The organism is Frateuria sp. Soil773, from assembly GCF_001428405.1.
Classification (GTDB): Bacteria; Pseudomonadota; Gammaproteobacteria; order Xanthomonadales; family Rhodanobacteraceae; genus LMSL01.
In genome coordinates this window covers 290,481-310,025 of record NZ_LMSL01000040.1, presented here as the reverse complement: position 1 = coordinate 310,025, position 19,545 = coordinate 290,481, and the positions used below count along the sequence as shown (strand labels likewise).

The window sequence follows — 19,545 nt, the reverse complement described above, 5'->3', positions numbered from 1 at the left end:
TGCCGGAAACGTTCTTGTGACCGAGGTCGTCGAATCGCCGCTCGCATACGCTGCCGATGGGCAGGGGTATGTCGGGTTGCTGTTGAAGCCGGGCGGTGGAACGTCGTCGGCGGCGGTGGCGCTGCTTCCCGACTGGCGCGGACAAAGCGCCCTTGCGCGCGACCATGCGCGCCATCTGGTCGCGCTCGGTTGCATGGTGGTCATCGTCGACCTGTATGGCGACGGCTTCAATCCCGACAGTCCCGACCAGGTTGGACCGATGGTCCAGCGCCTGATCGCGCATCGCGATCGCGGCGTTGCGGCACTGGCGTCGTGCGTCGAGGCATTGCGGCAGCAGGCCGGCGCAAGGACGCCGGTGTTCTGCCTGGGCTACAGCGCGGGCGGGATGGTTGCGCTGGACTACGGTCGCAGCGGCGCCGACGTAGCCGGCATCATCGTGTGTTCGGCGCTGCTGAAAACCGCCGAGCCGGGCAAGCCCACGCGCATCGAGGCACCCGTGCTCGCATTGCAGGGCACGCAGGACGTCGTCTCGCCGATGGAGATGATTGCCGCGGTCATCCGGGAAATGGATGCGGCCGGCAACGACTTCCGCTTCGAACTCTACGGCCAGACCCATCACGCGTTCGACAATCCCGAGGCAGGCTCAGACCCAGGCGCGCGGCTGGTCTATTCGGCGCAGTCCGCGTTGTGGGCGCAGCGTGCGATCGCGGGTTTCCTGGCCGAGCATGGCCGGGTCTAGCGCGAAGATCGGACCGCTCGGGCACAAAAAAGGCCGCATCAAGCGGCCTTTTTTGTGCGTGGTACGTCGCGCTTAGCGCTGACGAGCCTTGAAGCGCGGGTTGCTCTTGCAGATCACGAACGTCTTGCCGCGACGGCGCACAACCTTGCAGTCACGGTGCCGCGACTTGGCGGACTTCAAAGAGGAAAGCACCTTCACGGCCAGCTCCTGGAACGAATCGAAAATACGTAAGCCGGCGATTTTAACCGGTTGCATGGCTTATCACAAGCCCATGGCCAGCTTCGCTTCGCGTACGGTGTCCAGGAATTGCGTCAGCGCCGGCGAACGGTTGTCGCCGCGGCTGGCTACCGCGAGCAGGAGGTAGGCGTCGGGGTCTTCCAGCGGGACGTAGCTGACCCCGGCCAGCCGCACCGCCTGCATGCTCGCCGGCACCAGCGCCAGGCCCATGCCGGCGGCGACCAGGGCGATCAGGCCGTTGAGCTGCTGGGCCTGCTGGCACACCCTGGGATGGAAATCGGCCTTGGCGGCAAGCTGCACCAGCCGGTCGTAGAGGGTGGCGGCCAGCTCGCGCGGCTGGATCACGAAACCCTCGCCGGCGACCTCGCCCAGTTGCAGGCTGGCGCGGTCCGCCAGCGGATGGCCGGAGGGCAGGGCGAGCAGCAGCGGCTCGCGGTCGATCACTTCCAGTTGCAGCTCGCGCGCATCCGTCTCGTGGCGGGGCTCGTCGCGCACGAAGCCCACGTCGATATGGCCGGCGAGCAGGGCGGCGAACTGCGGCTCGGTATACATCTCGTGCAGCTGCACCTGCACCTTCGGCGCGTGCCGGCCGAAGCGCAGCAACGACTGCGGCAGCGCCGGATGGAACGAGACCGACACGGTATAGGCCAGGCGCAACTGGCCGCTGAAGCCGGCCGCGGCCTGGGCCACCTGGGTGCGGGTCTCCTCGGCCTTGGCGAGGAGCTGGCGGGCCTGTTCGAGCAGGACCCGGCCCGGCTCGGTCAGTGCCACGTTGCGCTTGTCCCGGTCGAACAGCCGCACGCCCAGGCTCTGCTCCAGGGCCTGGATCTGCTGCGACAGCGGTGGCTGCGAGATGTGCAGCCGCTGGGCAGCGCGGGTGAAGCTCAGCTCCTCCGCAACGGCCAGAAAGTAACGCAGTTGGCGAAAATCGAACATATAGGGAAATCGAATAAATCAGGCGCCAAATATATATTGGATAAAGATGGGAATCGATCTTATCTTGGCACCCGTCCCGCCACTGTCCCCTCCCCCCAGGTGGCGGCGACCCTCGCTCCGCAACGACGCTATCCCCGCGATATCCGGTCTCTCCTCCCCCTGAACCGATATCGACGCGTCGTTCGCGGAGCGCTTTCGTTTCCGGCGTTCGTGTTTTCCAGGCCGGGATACGGCTTCGGAGCCTGTCCAAGGTCTCCCTGCCGGACTGGAATCCCCTCGCGCTCCCGCTCGTCATTCCTGCGAACCCCGAAAAGGGGGCAAGAGCAGGAATCCAGCGACTTTGTCTTCCCAAAGGCCGTTAGAGGCACTGGATCCCAGCTTGACCAGCCCTTCGGCTGTTGAGAGCCGCTGGGATGACGCGTCATTGGGGATACCTGGGGAGCTTTGAACCGGCTCTCAGAGCGTCGCGGCCAGCCGGGTTCCTTGGTCGATCGCCCGTTTCGCATCCAGTTCGGCCGCCACGTCGGCGCCGCCGATGACGTGCACTTCGGCACCGGCGGCGATCAATGCGTCGGCGAGCTGCCGGTTGGGCTCCTGGCCGGCACAGACGACGACGTTGTCCACCGGCAAGATGCGGGTCTCGCCGTCGATGCCGACGTGCAGGCCCTGGTCGTCGAAGCGTCGGTAGCTCACGCCGCCCAGCATCTTCACCTGCTTGGCCTTGAGCGTGGCGCGGTGGACCCAGCCGGTGGTCTTGTTGAGTCGTGCCCCGGGCCTGCCTTCGCTGCGCTGCAGCAGCCAGACTTCGCGGGCCGGCGCTTCCGGCCGAGGCTGCACGAGGCCGCTGCGCCGGGCCAGTTGCCGGTCCACGCCCCATTCGCGGGTCCAGCGGCCGATGTCCGTGCTGGGCGAGGGCGCGTTTTCCACCAGGAATTCGGCGACGTCGAAGCCGATGCCGCCGGCGCCGACGATCGCCACCCGCGCGCCGACCGGCTTGCCGAGGGCCAGCACGTCCAGGTAGCTCAGCACGCGCGGATCGTCGCTGCCCGGGAAATCCACCCTGCGCGGGGTGATGCCGGTGGCCACGACGAACGCGTCGTAGCCGTCGCCGAGCAGCGCGGTGGCGTCGGCGCGCCGGCCGAGCCGGACGTCCACGCCCAGGTCGCCCAGGCGGTGGCCGAAGTAGCGCAGCGTCTCGTGGAATTCCTCCTTGCCGGGAATCCGCTTGGCGTAGTTGAACTGGCCGCCGATCGCGTCGGCCTGGTCGATCAGGCTGACGGCATGGCCGCGTTCGGCCAGGGTGCTGGCGCAGGCCATGCCGGCCGGGCCCGCGCCGATCACCGCGATGCGCCTGCGCCGTGCGGCCGGCGCAATCTCCAGCTCGGTCTCGTGGCAGGCGCGCGGGTTGACCAGGCAGCTCGCGCGCCGGTTCTGGAAGACGTGGTCCAGGCAGGCCTGGTTGCAGGCGATGCAGGTGTTGATGCGGTCCGCGCGGCCGTCGCGGGCCTTCGCCGCCCAGGCCGGATCGGCGAGCAGCGGGCGGGCCATCGAGACCATGTCGGCTTCGCCGGCGGCGAGGATCCGCTCGGCCGCCTCGGGCATGTTGATGCGGTTGGTGGCGACCAGCGGGATGCCGACCTCGGGCCGCAGCTTCGCCGTGACCCAGGCGAAGCCGGCGCGCGGCACGCTGGTGACGATGGTGGGGATGCGCGCCTCGTGCCAGCCGATGCCGGTGTTGATGATGCTGGCGCCGGCGGCCTCGACGGCCTTCGCCAGCGCGACGATCTCGCCCCAGTCCTGCCCGTCTTCGACCAGGTCGAGCATGGACAGGCGGTAGACGATGATGAAGTCTTTGCCGACCGCTTCGCGGGTGCGGCGCACGACCTCGACCGGGAAGCGCATGCGCCGGGCCGCGTCGCCGCCCCAGGCGTCGTCGCGGCGGTTGGTGCGCGATGCGATGAACTCGTTGATCAGGTAGCCCTCCGAGCCCATCACCTCGACGCCGTCGTAGCCGGCCTCGCGGGCCAGTTGCGCGCAGCGCACGAAGTCGTCGATGGTGCGCTCCACCCCGCGCGCCGACAGCGCGCGCGGGGTGAACGGCGTGATCGGGGATTTGAGCCGGGACGGCGCCACCGACAGCGGGTGGTAGCCATAGCGGCCCGCATGCAGGATCTGCAGGCAGATCCGCCCGCCCTCGGCGTGCACCGCCGCGGTGAGCTTGCGGTGGCGCGGCTTGTGCCAGGGCATCGACAGCCGGCCGCCGAACGGCTTCAGCCAGCCGGCGACGCTGGGCGCGATGCCGCCGGTCACCATCAGCCCGACCCCGCCGCGCGCGCGTTCGGCGAAATACGCCGCGAGCTTGTCGTAGTCGGCCGCCTTGTCCTCCAGGCCGGTGTGCATCGAACCCATCAGGATGCGGTTGGGCAGGGTGACGTGGCCCAGCTCGAGCGGGGCGAACAGGTGTGGGAAATTCATGGCGCACCGGATTCAAACATTCGTATGAATGTGCCGCCCTTTCCGGGGAAGAGCAAGCACCCGGCCCGGGCATCGGGCCGGCGACGGGCCGGGTCAGCGGGACAGGCCGGCGGATCAGGCCAGCAACTGGCGCACCAGGTCGATGTAGCGGCGCATGGCTTCTTCTTGCGGAACCCCGGCCAGTTGCGCCCAGGCCTCGTGCTTGGCGGTCCCGACGAAGTCGAAGAAGCCGGGTTGCTCGCCTTGGACGTCGCCTTCCGCCCCCTGCTTGTACAGGGCGTACAGGCGCAGCAGGGTGTCGTTGTCGGGGCGCTTGGCCAGTTTCTTGACGTCCTCGGCGGCCTGCTGGAACTCGCGGCGAAGATCGGTCATGGCAAGCGGCGGCCTGGAGGGCTTGGGAAGGGTGCGCGGCTAGATAGCATGCGCTCGGGAGGCGGTCAACGCGCGTACCATGGCGGTTCCTGTCGCCTGCCGGAAATGCCATGAGTCGTACCACCCCCGTACCCGTACTCACCATCGATGGGCCGTCGGGTTCGGGCAAGGGCACGATCAGCCGGCTGGTGGCCGACCGGCTCGGCTGGCGCCTGCTCGATTCCGGCGCGCTCTACCGCGCGGTCGGCTACGCGGCGGGCATGGAGGGGCTGGACCTGTCCGACGCCGACGCGGTGACCCGCTGCGCGCAGGCGACGAAGATCCGCTTCCACGCGGCCGCCGACGGCGGCGACACCCGGGTGGTGGTGAACGGGCACGACGCCACCGACGAGCTGCGCACCGAGACGGCCGGCGCCGCGGCCTCCGCGATCGCCTCGATTCCCTCGGTGCGTCAAGCACTTGTGGATCTCCAGCTAAGCTTCCGCAAGGCCCCGGGACTGGTCGCGGACGGGCGCGACATGGGCACGGTGATCTTCCCCGACGCCCCCTTCAAGGTGTTCCTCACCGCCAGCGCCGCCGAGCGGGCGAAAAGGCGCTATAAGCAGTTGAAGGAAAAGGGACTCAACGTTACACTTGGCGGCCTTCAGCGCGAAATTGAAGCGCGTGACGCCCGCGATGCCTCGCGGACCGTCGCGCCGCTCAAGCCGGCCGGGGATGCGGTTCTGGTGGATACCACCGGCATGCCGATCGCGGACGTCGTCGCCAAAGTACTCGCCGTCGTGCAGCCGTAAGCGGTTGCGTGGCGGTTTTCGCGCCCCTGCCGCGGCAGGGGTTTTGGTCAACGGTGCCAACGGCGCCGCCTTCGCGGGCGGCCCTGCGACACCCACAACCGGTGGGTTGTCCAGCCCGGTGCGCATTCACAACATCCGACGGCGCGCACTCGGTCAACAGCCTTTTCTAACCCTGGAATCAACATGACTGAAAGTTTTGCCGAACTGTTTGAACAGAGCCAGCAGGCCATCTCCAAGCTGAAGCCCGGCGCCATCGTCACCGGCATCGTCGTGGAAATCCGCAACGACGTCGTCGTGATCAACGCCGGCCTCAAGAGCGAAGGCATCGTCCCGATCGAGCAGTTCAAGGACGAGAAGGGCGAGTTGGAAGTGCAGGTCGGCGACGAGGTGAAGGTTGCCCTCGACGCCCTGGAAGACGGCTTCGGCGAGACCAAGCTCTCCCGCGAGAAGGCCAAGCGGTCGATGGTGTGGGACGACCTGGAGCAGGCGTTCGACAAGGAAGAGACCATCACCGGCATGATCTCCGGCAAGGTCAAGGGCGGCTTCACCGTCGACATCAAGGACGTCCGCGCGTTCCTGCCGGGCTCGCTGGTCGACGTGCGCCCGGTGCGCGACCCGGTCTACCTCGAGGGCAAGGAACTCGAGTTCAAGATCATCAAGCTCGACCGCAAGCGCAACAACGTGGTGGTCAGCCGCCGCGCCGTCGTCGAGACCGAGTTCTCCGAGGAGCGCGAGAAGCTGCTGGAGCGCCTGACCGAAGGCGCGGTGGTCAAGGGCACGGTCAAGAACCTCACCGACTACGGCGCGTTCGTGGACCTGGGCGGCATCGACGGCCTGCTGCACATCACCGACATGGCGTGGAAGCGCGTGCGCCATCCGTCCGAAGTCGTCAACGTCGGCGACGAGCTGGACGTGCGCGTGCTCAAGTACGACCGCGAGCGCAACCGCGTGTCGCTGGGCCTGAAGCAGCTCGGCGACGACCCGTGGGTCGCCATCGCCCGCCGCTACCCGGTCGGCAGCCGCCTGTTCGGCAAGGTCTCCAACGTCACCGACTACGGCTGCTTCGTCGAGATCGAGCCGGGCGTGGAAGGCCTGGTCCACGTGTCCGAGATGGACTGGACCAACAAGAACGTCAACCCGGCCAAGGTGGTGCAGGTCGGCGACGAGACCGAGGTGATGGTGCTGGACGTGGACGAAGAGCGCCGCCGCATCTCGCTGGGCATCAAGCAGACGCGTTCCAACCCGTGGGAAGCGTTCGCCGCGATGCACAAGAAGAACGACAAGGTCTCCGGCCAGATCAAGTCGATCACCGACTTCGGCATCTTCATCGGCCTGGAAGGCGGCATCGACGGCCTGGTCCACCTGTCCGACATCTCCTGGCAGGCCTCGGGCGAAGACCTCGTGCGCAACTTCAAGAAGGGCGACGAGATCGAGGCCGTGGTGCTGGCGGTGGATCCGGAGCGCGAGCGCATCAGTCTCGGCATCAAGCAGATGGAGCAGGATCCGTTCGGCCAGTTCATGGCCAACAATCCTCGCGGCACCATCGTCAACGGCACCGTGAAGGAAGTCGACGCCAAGGGTGCGGTGATCGACCTGGGCGACGGCGTGGAGGGTTACCTGCGCGCCAACGACATCGCCAAGGAGCGCATCGACGACGCCACCCAGCACCTGAAGGTGGGCGACAAGGTCGAGGCCAAGTTCACCGGCATGGACCGCAAGGGCCGCCAGCTCGCGCTTTCCATCCGTGCCAAGGACGAGGAAGACCTGAACGACGCCATGGCCGAGTACTCCTCTGCCGGCGGCGGTACGACCAAGCTGGGTGCGCTGCTCAAGGAGCAGCTCAACAAGGCCGACTGAGCTTCCGAAGCAGGAGCCTGACGCGGGGCGGCATGCGTGCCGCCCCGCCGTTTCACGTCACGGACATTGGGGACCATGACCAAATCCGAATTGATCGAGGCGCTGGCACGGCGCCAGACCCATCTCGCCTTTGGTGACGTCGAGCTTGCGGTCAAGAGCGTGATCGAGCAGATGAGCCACGCGCTGGCGCATGGCGAACGCATCGAGGTGCGCGGGTTCGGCAGCTTTGCGCTGCACTACCGGCCGCCGCGCATGGGGCGCAATCCCAAGACCGGCGATGCCGTGGCGCTGCCCGGCAAGCACGTTCCGCACTTCAAGCCCGGCAAGGAACTTCGCGAGCGGGTCAACCAGCACCTCGAAACGCAGGTGCAGGACGCCTGACGGCGTCACGTTCCGGCGTATTCCATGCAGGCAGGCGGCGCGAGCCGGTCCTGCCTTTTTTGTGCCCGCGCGGCGCGGCCGCCGAGGCCCGGTCGCCGGATGAATCCCTGCTGCCCGGAGCCATGGCGGCGCCTGTGCCTGCCATGGGCAATCGGGTAAAGTCAGGCCCATGCGACTGCTCGTCATCCTCCTGCTCGTGTTCTTCGTGGCCGCCGGCGTGGTGGTCGGCGCGCTCAATGCCGACCTGGTGAGCTACGACCTGGCCTTTGCGCACGTGCAATGGCCCAAGGGCGCGGCGCTGCTGGCCGCGGTCATCCTGGGCTGGCTGCTGGGCGGAATGACCGCCTGGCTCGGCCTGAGCGTCCGGCACCGGCGCCTGCGCCGCGTGAGGGCAGGCGGCCAGGCGGCGCGCGAACCCGACGGCAAGAGGTCGCCGGCCAGCGCATGAGCATCCTCTATGTGCTGGTCCTGCTCGTGCCAGCCGCCTTCGCCTGTGGCTGGTTCTCCGCCCGGCGGGCGGCGGTGCACCGTTCCGGGATGCGCGTCAGCGAGCTGTCGTCGGACTACTTCCGCGGCCTGAACTACCTGCTCAACGAGGAGCAGGACAAGGCGATCGAGGTGTTCCTCAAGCTCGCCGAGTACAACCGCGACACCGTCGAGACACACCTCGCGCTGGGCAACCTGTTCCGCCGCCGCGGCGAGGTCGATCGCGCGATCCGGCTGCACCAGCACCTGGTCTCGCGTCCCGGGCTCACCGATGCGATGAAGACGGTGGCCCTGCTGGAGCTGGGCGAGGACTACATGCGCGCCGGCCTGCTCGACCGGGCCGAGACGCTGTTCTCCGATCTCGTCGCGATGAATGCGCACGCTCCCTCCGCGCTGCGCCACCTGGTCGCGATCTACCAGCACGAGCGCGACTGGCACAAGGCGATCGACCATGCGCGCCGGCTGGAGGCGATGACCGGCGAGAACGAGGCGCCGATGATCGCGCAGTTCTATTGCGAGCTGGCCGAGCGGGCGCGCCAGCACGGCGCCCGGGTGGAGGCGCGCGACTACCTGCAGCAGGCGTTCGAGTGCCAGCCCGACTGCGTGCGCGCCTTCATGATCACCGGGCGGCTGCACGCCGAAAGCGGCGAGAACGCCGAGGCGGTGCAGGCCTACGAATCGGCGGTGGCCGCCGACATCGCCTTCGTGCCCGAGATCCTGCCGCCCCTGCTCAACAGCTACGCGCGTTCGCAGCAGATGGAGCGCGCCGAGCGCTTCCTGCGCGACATCCTGGCGCGCTACCACGGCATCTCGCCGGTGCTCGCGCTGACCCGGTTGTACGAGCGGCGCGACGGCGAGCGGGTCGCGATCGACTTCCTCACTTCGCAGTTGCGCCAGCGGCCGTCCGTGCGCGGCCTGATGGCGCTGATCGACGCCACCATGGACAAGATCGAGGGCGAGGCGCGCGAGAACTTCCTGATCCTGCGCGACCTGACCAAGAAGCTGCTGGAGGGGCAGGCGATGTACCGCTGCAGCCGGTGCGGCTTCGGCGCCAAGGCGCATCACTGGCAATGTCCCAGTTGCAAGAGCTGGAGCACCATCCGTCCCATCCACGGTGTGGCGAACGAATGATGCAGGGGCGTTGGGGGATCGCCTTTTCCGTGCTGCTGGCCGCGCTGCTCGTCTCCAGCCTGCTGGTGCGCGCTGCCATCGCCTACGCGCACCGGCGCGGCATGCTGGACCAGCCCGGACAGCGCCGTTCACACCGTATTCCGACGCCGCGTGGCGGTGGCATCGGCATCGTCGTCGCCTGCGTGGCGGCCATGCCCGTGGCGCTGTCGGCCTTGCCGCCCGCGTGGCCGCGCCCGATCGTGGCGGCGCTGGTCCTGGCGCTGTCGCTGGTGGCCCTGGTGGGCTGGTGGGACGACCACCGCTCGCTGGGGATCCGGCCGCGGCTGGCGGTCCAGTTGCTGGCCACGGCCCTGTTCGCCGCCGCGCTGCTCGGCGAGGAGCGCAGTTGGCTCTGGCTGCCGTTGCTGGTGCTGGCCGGCGCCTGGAGCATCAACCTGCACAATTTCATGGACGGCATCGACGGCCTGCTGGCGCAGCAGGCCGTGTTCGTCGGGGCGGGGTTCGGCCTGCTCGCGTGGCATGCCTCGCAGCCGGCGCTGGCGCTGGCCGCCGGCTGCCTGGCGGCGGCCAGCGCAGGCTTCTGGATCTACAACCGTTCGCCGGCGCGGATCTTCATGGGCGACGTCGGCAGCGGCAGCATCGGCCTGCTGGTGTTCGCCCTGGCGGCGATGCTCTGGCGCGTCGACCCGGGGCTGCTCTGGCCGGCCCTGATCCTCTGTTCATGCTTTATTGCAGATGCCAGCCTGACCCTGTTGCACCGCTTCATCCGTGGGCGGCGCTGGTACACTGCGCACCGTGAACACCTGTACCAGTGGCTGGTGCGTCGTGGACAGACGCACACCCGTGTAACGGCGTTCTACCTGGCCTGGAACGTGTTGGTTGCCGCCCCGGCGGCGTTCCTGTCCAGTGTTCATGCAGCCATGGCCTTGCCTGCCTGTCTCGCCGTCTATACGGCCGCAGCCGCAACATGGACCGTTACCCGGCGCCGTTGCCTGAGGCGCGATCTGCACAAGGTTCGTCATGTCGCTACGTAAGCTCATCGGCATCATCCACCCGCGTACCGCCGTGGTCGTGCACGACCTGGCGATGGCCTGCCTGGCCTGGTGGATCGCCAAGACGCTGCGCTACGCCCTGAAGCCCGACGAGGTGGTCAGCTTCGGCCTGCTCGAGTTCCCGGTCGTGCTGGGCATGCAGGGCCTCATGTTCTACTGGACCGGCCTGTACAAGGGCGTGTGGCGCTTCGCCAGCCTGCCGGACCTGTGGAACATCCTGTGCGGCGCGATCATGGGCGTCCTGGCGATCTACCTGGGGCTGTTCCTGTACCACCGGATGGAGGGCGTGCCGCGTTCGGTGCTGCTGATCTACCCGGTCATCCTCACCGCGCTGCTGGGCGCGCCGCGCCTGGCCTACCGCTTCTGGAAGGACAGCCGGCTGGACCTGTTCCAGACCCGGGTCGCCAGGCGCGTGCTGATCGTCGGCGCCAACCGGGCCGGCGAGGCGCTGTCGCGCGACCTGCGCCACGACGGCCGCTACAGCGTGGTCGGCTTCGTCGACGACAAGAGCAACCTGCGCGGCGCCAGCATCAACGGCTATCCCGTGCTCGGCCGGCTCGACCAGCTGGTGGAGCTGGCGCGCGAGTCGGCGGTGGAAATGCTGCTGATCGCTATGCCGGGCGCCTCCACGATGGAGATGCGCCGCGTCGTCGAGCTGTGCGACAGCACCGGCCTGCCGTACCGCACGCTGCCGCGACTGGACGACGTGGTGGCCGGGCGCGCCCAGTTCAACGAGATCAAGGAAGTGGCGATCGAGGACCTGCTGGGCCGCGACGCGGTGGAGCTGGACTGGACGGCGATCCGCGAGACCCTGACCGGCCGGCGCGTGATGATCACCGGCGGCGGCGGCTCGATCGGCTCGGAGCTGTGCCGCCAGGTGGCGCGCCTCGGCGCGCAGTCGCTGATCATCGCCGAGCAGAGCGAATACAACCTCTACCGCATCACCAGCGAATTGCGGGCGGACTTCCCGGAGCTGATCCTCGAGGGCGTGCTGGTCGATTGCGGCGACACGGTCGCGATGCGCAAGCTGTTCGCCGAGTCGAAGCCGCAGGTGGTGTTCCACGCCGCGGCCTACAAGCACGTGCCGATGCTGCAGGGCCAGTTGCGCGCGGCGTTCCGCAACAACGCGCTGGTGACCCGCGGCATGGCCGACCTGTCGCACGAGTTCGGGGTCGAGTGCTTCGTGCTGATCTCCACCGACAAGGCGGTCAACCCCACCAGCGTGATGGGTGCGTGCAAGCGCGTGGCGGAGATCTACTGCCAGAACCTCAACGCACATTCGGATACCCGCTTCATCACCGTGCGCTTCGGCAACGTGCTCGATTCGGCCGGCTCGGTGGTGCCGCTGTTCCGCCAGCAGATCCGCGACGGCGGCCCGATCACCGTCACCCACCCGGAGATGACGCGGTACTTCATGACCATCCCGGAGGCCTGCCAGTTGATCCTGCAGGCGTCCTGCCTGGGACGCGGCAGCGAGATCTTCGCGCTCGACATGGGCGAGCCGGTGAAGATCCGCGACCTGGCCGAGCAGATGATCCGCCTCGCCGGCAAGAAGCCCGGCAGCGAGATCCCCATCGTCTACACCGGGCTGCGCGCCGGCGAGAAGCTGTTCGAGGAGCTGTTCCACGCGCTGGAGAACTACAGCGCCACGGCGCACGCCAAGATCTTCCTGGCGCAGCACCGCGAGGTGTCGTGGGAGCTGCTGCAGGCGCTCCTGAGCAGGGCCGTCGAGGCGTGCGCGAGCTACAACGAGGAAGAGCTGCGGCGCTGCGTGTCCAGCCTGCTGCCTTCGTTCCGCTGGAGCGACGCCGCCCAGCCGGACAACGTGGTTTCCATCCGACGTGTCGAATCAGGAGAGAGTCAGTGAGCAAGCCCTTGCGCAAGGTGGTGTTCCCGGTTGCCGGCCTCGGTACGCGCTTTCTCCCGGCGACCAAGGTGGTGGCCAAGGAGATGCTGCCGGTGCTGGACAAGCCGCTGATCCAGTATGCCGTCGACGAGGCGGTGGAGGCCGGTGCGGACACCCTGGTGTTCGTCACCAACCGCTACAAGCACGCCATCGCCGACTACTTCGACAAGGCCTACGAGCTGGAGTCGAAGCTGCAGGAGAAGGGCAAGGACGAACTGCTCGCCCTGGTGCAGGGCACGCTGCCGCGGCACGTGCGCGCGGTCTTCGTGACCCAGCCCGAGGCGCTGGGCCTGGGCCACGCGGTGCTGTGCGCCAGGCCGGTGGTGGGCGACGAGCCGTTCGGTGTGGTGCTGCCCGACGATCTGATCTGGAACCGGGGCAAGGGCGCCCTGCGCCAGATGGCCGAGCTGGCCGAGGCCGAGCAGGCCGGCGTGATCGCGGTGGAGGAAGTGCCGCACGACCAGACCGACAAGTACGGCATCGTCGACGCCGAGCGCGTGGACGACCGCAGCGCGCGGATCCGCTTCATGGTGGAGAAGCCCAAGCCGGCCGATGCGCCGTCCAATCTCGCGGTGGTGGGCCGCTACGTGCTGCCCGGCCGCATCTTCCAGTTGCTGGAGCAGACCACGCCCGGCGCCGGCGGCGAGATCCAGCTCACCGACGCCATCGAGGCGCTGCTGAAGGAGCAGGGCAAGGTGCTGGCCTACCGCTTCGAGGGCACCCGTTTCGACTGCGGCAACAAGGCCGGCCTGGTCCGCGCCACCATGCACATGGCCATGCAGGACCCCAAGCTCGCGCCGACCGTGCGCGAGTTCCTCGGCCAGCTCTGAGGCTGCCGCGCTTCCGCCGCCTGGCGGAACAGGTCGGCCGGAGCGCACCGCTTCCGGAGCCTGCCGCGCCGCCATGCCATGACGGCGCGGCGGCGTAGCCGGGCAGTCCTGCCGGCTGCCTTCGATGGCGGCAACCTGTCAGAATCCGGACCGCGTCCTGCCATCCCGGATGTGCAGGATTCATGCGAGGGGAACCGGGTCCGCCGCGCACCGCTGCCCATGCGGCGGCCGCGTGCGCCCGGGGGTCCCCGCAGGGCCTTGCCGGCCTTTCACAGGACGACAGTCGGGGAAGCATCATGGATCTGCTGCGGTTTCTGCTCTTGTTGCCGGTGCGCCTGGTGCGCGGCCTGCTGTACGGAATCGCGTGGATCCTGCGGCCGCTGGTCGGCAGCGTCGCGTGGTCGGCGCCAGCGTGGATGCCCGCGAGCGCGGCGGCGGTGCGGCGCCGGCCGCTGCATTTCGCCGGTGCGCTGGCGGCGCTGGTGATCCTCGCCGCCGGCGGCTGGTTCGGCTGGCAGTGGTACAGGAACCGGCCGAAGCCGGTCGAGCCGGACCGCATCACCTTCGAGGTCAAGGCGCCGGCCATCACCGACTACACGGCGGCGACGATCAGCTTCCATCCCCTGGTGGTGGAGTTCTCCGGCTCGGCCGCGCCGATCGAGAAAAGCGGCAAGCCGGTGACCGAGGGCATCGTGCTGGAGCCGGCGCTGAAGGGCGCCTGGCGCTGGACCGACGACCACACCCTGCGCTTCGAGCCCGCCGAGGACTGGCCGGTGGGCCGGCACTACGCGGTGCGCTTCGACAAGTCCAAGGTCTTCGCCGGCCACGTGCTGATGGCCGAGGACCATTTCGGCTTCCAGACCCGGCCGTTCGAGGCGAAGATCGGCAACGGCGAGTTCTACCAGGACCCGCAGGACGCCACCGCGAAGAAGACCATCGTGCCGGTCAACTTCAACTATCCGGTCGATCCGGCGCAGTTCGAGAAGCGCATCGCGCTGGCGCTGCTCGACCGCAACGGCAAGCGCGGGCCGGCGCTGAAGTACACGGTCACCTACGACCAGTACAAGCTCAATGCCTGGGTGCATTCGCAGCCGCTGGACCTGCCGCGCGACGACGGCGCGGTGTCGGTCCGGATCGACAAGGGTGTGCGCAGTTCGCGCGGCGGCGACGGCAGCGCCGAGCCGCTGGAAGGCCGGGTCCGGATCCCCGGGCTGTACAGCCTGGCCATCAACGACATCAACCCCACCCTGGTCGACAACGACAAGTACGAGCCCGAGCAGGTGCTGGTGATGGACGCCAGCGGCAGCATCCGCGGCGAGGACCTGGCCGCGCTGACCAAGGCCTGGGTCCTGCCCGCGCGCAAGCCGGGCGTGGAGCAGGCCGAGGACGATCCGCCGTATGGCTGGAGCGTTTCCGAGGTCGGCGAGGACGTGCTGCGCCGCTCGCAGCCGCTGAAGCTCGAACTGGTGCCCACGGAGAACGACTACGAGGCCGTGCAGAGCTTCCGCTACCAGGCCACGCCGGGACAGCGCATCTACGTGCGCACGGACAAGGGCCTGAAGTCGTTCGGCGGCTACGTGCTCGGCCATCCGCGCAGCGAAGCGGTGACCGTGCCCGACTATCCCAGACTGCTCCGCTTCATGGCCGACGGCTCGCTGCTGTCGCTGAGCGGCAGCAAGCGGGTCTCGGTGGTGTCGCGCAACCTGCCGGGCATGCGGCTGCGGATCGGCCGCGTGCTGCCCGACCAGTTGCAGCACCTGGTCAGCCTCAACCAGGGCAACTACAGCCATCCCGACCTCGGCTACGGCTTCAGCGAGGATCACCTGGTCGAACGCTACGAGCAGAAGCTGGCCTTTCCGCAGAACGGCCCGAGCAAGGCGCACTACGAGGGCATCGACCTCGGCCAGTACCTGAAGGAAGGCCGGCGCGGCGTCTTCCTGCTGCACCTGTCCGGCTACGACCCGGTGAAGGCGAAAAAGCAGGCCGACGCCGCCGCCAAGGCGAAGGCCGATGCAGAGAACGACCATGCGCCACCCGCGGACGACGCGGATGAGGCGGCGCAGGACGGGGACAGCGAGGGCGACGACGGCTCGATGCCCACCGACACCCGCCTGGTGGTGATCACCGACCTGGGCATGCTGGTGAAGCGCGCCCTGGACGGCAGCCAGGACGTGTTCGTGCAATCGATCCGCAGCGGCCAGCCGGTGGACGGCGCCAGCGTGTCGGTGCTCGCGATCAACGGGCAGACCCTCTACACCCAGGCCACCGGCGCCGACGGCGTGGTGCATTTCCCCAGCCTCAAGGGCCTGGAGCGCGAGAAGAAGCCGGTGATGTACGTGGTGAAGAAGGGCGAGGACCTGTCCTTCCTGCCGATCGGCAGCTACGACCGCCAGCTCGACTATTCGCGCTTCGACATCGGCGGCGAGCGCAACGCGGTGAACCAGGGCCAGCTCTCGGGCTACCTGTTCTCCGACCGCGGCATCTACCGGCCGGGCGACACCTTCCACATCGGCCTGATCGTGCGTGCCGCGAGCTGGACACGCAGCGTCGCCGGCATCCCGCTGCAGGCCGAGGTGGTCGACCCGCGCGGCGTCACGGTGAAGCAGTTGCCCCTGGAGATGGATCAGTCCGGCTTCGGCGAGCTGTCCTACGCGCCGGCCGAGACCGCGCCGACCGGTACCTGGACGGTCAACCTCTACATCGTCAAGGACGGCAAGGCCGGCGCGCAGATCGGCAGCACCACGGTGCAGGTGAAGGAGTTCCTGCCCGATCGCATGAAGGTCACCGCCAAGCTGTCGCAGCAGGTGCCCGAGGGTTGGGTGAAGCCCGACCAGTTGAAAGGCCTGGTCGACGTGCAGAACCTGTTCGGCACCCCGGCGGCGGACCGCCGCGTCGAGGCCTCGCTGACCCTGCGCCCGGCGTGGCCGGCCTTCCATAGCTGGCCCGACTACCACTTCTACGACGTGCGCCGCGCCAAGGAGGGTTACGAGGAGGCGCTGCAGGACGGCAAGACCGACGAGCAGGGCCGCGCCGAGTTCGCGCTGGATCTGAAGAAGTACGCCGACGCCACCTACCAGCTCTACTTCCTGAGCAAAGCCTACGAAGCCGAAGGCGGCCGCAGCGTCGCTGCGGCCGCGCAGACGCTGGTGTCCAGCAACGACTGGCTGGTCGGCTACAAGGCCGCCGACAGCCTCGACTACGTCAACCGCGGCGCCAGCCGCAGCGTGCGCCTGGTGGCGATCGACCCGCAGGCCAAGTCGATCGCGCTGGGCGGGCTGAAGGCGCAACTGGTCGAGCGCCGCTTCGTCTCGGTGCTGACCAAGCAGGATTCGGGCGTCTACAAGTACGAGTCCAAGGCCAAGGAGATCCCGGTCAGCGAGCAGCCGCTGAATATCGCCGCGGGTGGCATGGACTACGCCCTGCCCACCGACAAGCCCGGCAGCTATGCCCTGGTGATCCGCCGCGCCGACCGCACCGAGGTCAACCGGATCGAGTACTCGGTGGCCGGCGCCGCCAACGTCTCGCGTTCGCTGGACCGCAACGCCGAGCTGCAGCTCAACCTCGACAAGCAGGACTACGCGCCGGGCGAGACGGTGGAGATCGCCGTGCGCGCGCCGTATGCGGGCAGCGGCCTGATCACCATCGAGCGCGACAAGGTCTACGCGCACGCCTGGTTCCACGCCGACACCACCAGCTCGGTGCAGCACATCGCCGTGCCGGCGGATTTCGAGGGCAACGGCTACGTCAACGTGCAGTACATCCGCGACCCGTCCTCGGACGAGGTCTTCATGAGTCCGCTGAGCTACGGCGTGGTGCCGTTCTCGGTGAACCTGGACGCGCGGCGCAATCCGCTCACGGTCGATGCGCCGGCGCTGGCGAAGCCCGGCGAGAAGGTCACCTTCAAGCTGCATGCGACGCAGCCGACCAGGGCGGTGGTGTTCGCGGTGGACGAAGGCATCCTGCAGGTGGCCCGCTACAAGCTGGGCGATCCGCTGAAGTTCTTCTTCCGCAAGCGCATGCTGGAAGTGAACACCGCGCAGATCCTCGACCTGATCCTGCCGGACTTCGAGAAGCTGATGGCGATGGCCGCGCCGGGCGGCGACGCCGATGCGGCGATCGGACGGCAGCTCAACCCCTTCAAGCGCAAGCGCGACAAGCCGGTGGCGTACTGGTCCGGCATCGTCGACGTCGATGGCGAGAAGGATCTCGACTACACCGTGCCGGACTACTTCAACGGCAAGCTGCGCGTGATGGCGGTGGCGGTATCACCCGAGCGCATCGGCACCTTCGAAGGCGCCACCACGGTGCGCGGCGATTTCGTGCTGTCGCCGAACGTGCCCACCACGCTGGCGCCCGGCGACGAGGCGGAGGTCAGCGTGGGCGTGGCCAATAACCTCACCGGGCTGGGCGGCAAGCAGGTGCCGGTGGCGGTGACGCTGAAGACCGGCCCGCAACTGCAACTGGTGGGCAATGCGACGCAGAGTCTGTCGCTGGGCGAAATGCGCGAAGGCGTGGCGCTGTTCCGGGTCAAGGCAACCGACAAGCTCGGCTCGGCCAACCTCACCTTCACCGCGGGCTATGGCGACAAGTCGGCGAAGCAGAGCGTGGACCTGTCGGTACGGCCGGCCTCGACCTGGCGCACGGTCGTCCATGTGGGCCGCGTCGCCGCCAACGGCAAGGGCGACGTCGCCGGCCTGCGCACCATGTACGACGCCTATGCCAAGCGCGACGCCGCCATCTCCAGCCTGCCGCTGGTGCTGGCGCAGGGCCTTACCGCCTATTTGGTCGATTTCCCGCACTACTGCACCGAGCAGGTGCTGAGCCGGGCGATGCCGGCGCTGGTCTTCGGGCAGCGCCCGGAGTTCAGGCGCGTGCTGAAGTCGTCCGACCAGACCGGCGGCGCCAGCGAGGCGGATGCCCTGGCCGGCCTGTACGACGTGCTGCACACGCGCCAGAACGGGCAGGGCGGCTTCGGCCTGTGGACGGCCACGCCGGACGCCAATGCGTTCCTCACCGACTACGCGATGCACTTCATGCTGGAGGCGCGCGACCGCGGCCTCGGCGTGCCGCGCGACATGTTCGACGCCGGCAACGCCTACCTGAAGCAGATCGCCGGCGACGAGGGTGCCGATTCGCTCGACAGCCTGCGCCAGCGCGCCTACGCGGTCTACCTGCTGACCCGCCAGGGCATGGTCACCACCAACTACCTGGCGGCGGTGCAGAAGCGCCTGCAGGAAGGCTACGCCGCGCAGTGGAAGGACGATCTGGCCGCCGCGTGGCTGGCCGCGTCGTACCAGTTGCTGAAGCAGGACCGTGAAGCGAACCAGCTCATCGCCGGCCCGCTCAGGCTGCTCACCCGTACCACTCGCGACAAGGACTGGCAGTACGGCTACTACTACGATCCGCTGGTGCGCGATGCCAGCGTGCTCTACCTGCTGGCGAAGCACTTCCCCGAGCGCCTGAAGAACCTGCCGCCGGCCGCGCTGGACAACATCGTGGCGCCGCTGCAGCAAGGCAGCTTCAACACGCTGTCCTCGTCGATGACCGTGCTGGCGCTGGACGCCTATGCCGGCAACGCGCCGGGCAATGCCGACCAGCTCGGCATCGGCGCGGTGCAGGCCAACGGCAGCGTGCAGCCGGTGGGCAAGGCGGAAGGCATGCTGCAGACCGCGACCTGGGGCGCCGGCATCGACCGCCTGCGTTTCACCGACGCCAGCAACCTGCCGGCCTGGTACGTGGTGAGCGAGGGCGGCTACGACCGCGCTGCGCCGGCCAAGGCCCTGCGCGAAGGCATCGAGATCGTGCGCGACTACACCGACGTCGACGGCAAGGCGCTGGACCAGGTGGGCATCGGGCAGGAGATCGACGTGCACGTGAAGATCCGCGCCACCGGCGAACAGGGCGTCGGCGACGTGGCGATCGTGGACCTGCTGCCGGGCGGCTTCGAGCCGGTGATCGAGCCCGCGCCGCCGGTCACCGACAAGCAGGAGGGTGAGGACGGCGAGGATGCCGGCGGCGACAGCGAGGTGGACGCATCCGCATGGCGCTCGCCGATCGGCCTGTCCAGCTCCACCTGGCAGCCGGAGTACGCCGACATCCGCGAGGACCGTGTGGTGATCTACGGCGACGCCATCCCGGACGTGCGCGAGTTCGTGTACCGGATCAAGGCCACCAATGCCGGCAAGTTCGTGGTGCCGCCGGCCTATGGCGAATCGTTGTACGACCGCCGCGTACAGGCCCGTTCGCCGGGCGGCGGTACGCTGACGGTGGTGCGCAAGCCGTGAGTCCGCGCTGTCACTTCCTCTCCCCGCTGGGGAGAGGAGCGAGGTGAGAGGCCGGCGCTCGCCAGGCT

At 68.5% G+C, this 19,545-nt stretch carries 14 protein-coding genes; 10 read left to right on the top strand and 4 right to left on the bottom strand.

Translation table 11 applies throughout. The annotated features are described in order from the left end of the window. Positions 1 to 16 precede the first annotated feature (16 nt). On the top strand, positions 17 to 739 hold the full coding sequence (locus ASG87_RS15520; RefSeq protein ID WP_082583028.1) for an alpha/beta fold hydrolase: 723 nt from the start codon (positions 17 to 19) through the stop codon (positions 737 to 739). A gap of 72 nt (positions 740 to 811) precedes the next feature. On the opposite strand, the gene ykgO is transcribed toward ASG87_RS15520, so the two are convergent. The 4 genes from ykgO to ASG87_RS15500 form a co-directional block, all read right to left on the bottom strand. After that, the gene (gene ykgO / locus ASG87_RS15515; protein WP_056007405.1) at positions 812 to 937 is read right to left on the bottom strand and encodes a type B 50S ribosomal protein L36; all 126 of its coding nucleotides are present in this window, start codon (positions 935 to 937) and stop codon (positions 812 to 814) included. A 63-nt stretch (positions 938 to 1,000) separates the two neighbouring features. Beyond that, positions 1,001 to 1,912 (bottom strand): LysR substrate-binding domain-containing protein, encoded by a 912-nt coding sequence (locus ASG87_RS15510; protein WP_056007139.1) that lies wholly within the window; start codon positions 1,910 to 1,912, stop codon positions 1,001 to 1,003. A gap of 456 nt (positions 1,913 to 2,368) precedes the next feature. Continuing rightward, entirely contained in the window at positions 2,369 to 4,387 is a 2,019-nt protein-coding gene (locus ASG87_RS15505) for an NADPH-dependent 2,4-dienoyl-CoA reductase (RefSeq protein WP_056007136.1), read from the bottom strand. Between the two features lie 114 nt (positions 4,388 to 4,501). After that, positions 4,502 to 4,759 carry an acyl-CoA-binding protein gene (locus tag ASG87_RS15500; protein WP_056007133.1) on the bottom strand — a complete coding sequence of 86 codons (258 nt, stop codon included), beginning with the start codon at positions 4,757 to 4,759 and terminating at the stop codon, positions 4,502 to 4,504. A 110-nt stretch (positions 4,760 to 4,869) separates the two neighbouring features. On the opposite strand from ASG87_RS15500, the gene cmk reads away from it, so the two are divergent. The 9 genes from cmk (at position 4,870) to ASG87_RS15455 (ending at position 19,477) form a co-directional block, all read left to right on the top strand. Further along, positions 4,870 to 5,550, top strand: a complete 681-nt coding sequence (gene cmk / locus ASG87_RS15495; RefSeq protein WP_082583027.1) for a (d)CMP kinase — start codon at positions 4,870 to 4,872, stop codon at positions 5,548 to 5,550. 183 nt (positions 5,551 to 5,733) lie between these two features. Next, complete coding sequence (gene rpsA, locus ASG87_RS15490) at positions 5,734 to 7,407, top strand: 30S ribosomal protein S1 (protein ID WP_056007130.1); 1,674 nt, start codon at positions 5,734 to 5,736, stop codon at positions 7,405 to 7,407. A 75-nt stretch (positions 7,408 to 7,482) separates the two neighbouring features. Beyond that, entirely contained in the window at positions 7,483 to 7,788 is a 306-nt protein-coding gene (locus tag ASG87_RS15485; RefSeq protein ID WP_056007128.1) for an integration host factor subunit beta, read from the top strand. 169 nt (positions 7,789 to 7,957) lie between these two features. Beyond that, entirely contained in the window at positions 7,958 to 8,236 is a 279-nt protein-coding gene (locus tag ASG87_RS15480; RefSeq protein WP_056007125.1) for a hypothetical protein, read from the top strand. After that, positions 8,233 to 9,405: a lipopolysaccharide assembly protein LapB gene (lapB, locus tag ASG87_RS15475; protein WP_056007122.1), complete on the top strand. Its 1,173-nt coding sequence runs from the start codon at positions 8,233 to 8,235 to the stop codon at positions 9,403 to 9,405. Before ASG87_RS15480 ends, lapB begins: the two co-directional genes overlap by 4 nt. Further along, positions 9,405 to 10,439: a glycosyltransferase family 4 protein gene (locus ASG87_RS15470; RefSeq protein ID WP_056007399.1), complete on the top strand. Its 1,035-nt coding sequence runs from the start codon at positions 9,405 to 9,407 to the stop codon at positions 10,437 to 10,439. Before lapB ends, ASG87_RS15470 begins: the two co-directional genes overlap by 1 nt. Beyond that, positions 10,426 to 12,324, top strand: a complete 1,899-nt coding sequence (locus ASG87_RS15465) for a nucleoside-diphosphate sugar epimerase/dehydratase (RefSeq protein WP_056007119.1) — start codon at positions 10,426 to 10,428, stop codon at positions 12,322 to 12,324. The genes ASG87_RS15470 and ASG87_RS15465 overlap by 14 nt, the downstream gene beginning before the upstream one ends. Then, on the top strand, positions 12,321 to 13,193 hold the full coding sequence (gene galU, locus ASG87_RS15460) for a UTP--glucose-1-phosphate uridylyltransferase GalU (RefSeq protein ID WP_056007116.1): 873 nt from the start codon (positions 12,321 to 12,323) through the stop codon (positions 13,191 to 13,193). Before ASG87_RS15465 ends, galU begins: the two co-directional genes overlap by 4 nt. Before the next feature lie 296 nt (positions 13,194 to 13,489). Continuing rightward, positions 13,490 to 19,477 carry an alpha-2-macroglobulin gene (locus ASG87_RS15455; RefSeq protein ID WP_056007114.1) on the top strand — a complete coding sequence of 1,996 codons (5,988 nt, stop codon included), beginning with the start codon at positions 13,490 to 13,492 and terminating at the stop codon, positions 19,475 to 19,477. Positions 19,478 to 19,545 lie beyond the last annotated feature (68 nt).

Bases quoted from the DNA above. Each gene is read 5' to 3' on its own strand.
- cmk (WP_082583027.1), top strand. From the start codon at position 4,870: ATGAGTCGTACCACCCCCGTACCCGTACTCACCATCGATGGGCCGTCG.
- ASG87_RS15470 (WP_056007399.1), top strand. From the start codon at position 9,405: ATGCAGGGGCGTTGGGGGATCGCCTTTTCCGTGCTGCTGGCCGCGCTG.
- ASG87_RS15510 (WP_056007139.1), bottom strand. From the start codon at position 1,912: ATGTTCGATTTTCGCCAACTGCGTTACTTTCTGGCCGTTGCGGAGGAG.
- ASG87_RS15505 (WP_056007136.1), bottom strand. From the start codon at position 4,387: ATGAATTTCCCACACCTGTTCGCCCCGCTCGAGCTGGGCCACGTCACC.
- ASG87_RS15500 (WP_056007133.1), bottom strand. From the start codon at position 4,759: ATGACCGATCTTCGCCGCGAGTTCCAGCAGGCCGCCGAGGACGTCAAG.
- ASG87_RS15485 (WP_056007128.1), top strand. From the start codon at position 7,483: ATGACCAAATCCGAATTGATCGAGGCGCTGGCACGGCGCCAGACCCAT.
- ASG87_RS15455 (WP_056007114.1), top strand. From the start codon at position 13,490: ATGGATCTGCTGCGGTTTCTGCTCTTGTTGCCGGTGCGCCTGGTGCGC.
- ASG87_RS15480 (WP_056007125.1), top strand. From the start codon at position 7,958: ATGCGACTGCTCGTCATCCTCCTGCTCGTGTTCTTCGTGGCCGCCGGC.
- lapB (WP_056007122.1), top strand. From the start codon at position 8,233: ATGAGCATCCTCTATGTGCTGGTCCTGCTCGTGCCAGCCGCCTTCGCC.
- rpsA (WP_056007130.1), top strand. From the start codon at position 5,734: ATGACTGAAAGTTTTGCCGAACTGTTTGAACAGAGCCAGCAGGCCATC.
- ASG87_RS15465 (WP_056007119.1), top strand. From the start codon at position 10,426: ATGTCGCTACGTAAGCTCATCGGCATCATCCACCCGCGTACCGCCGTG.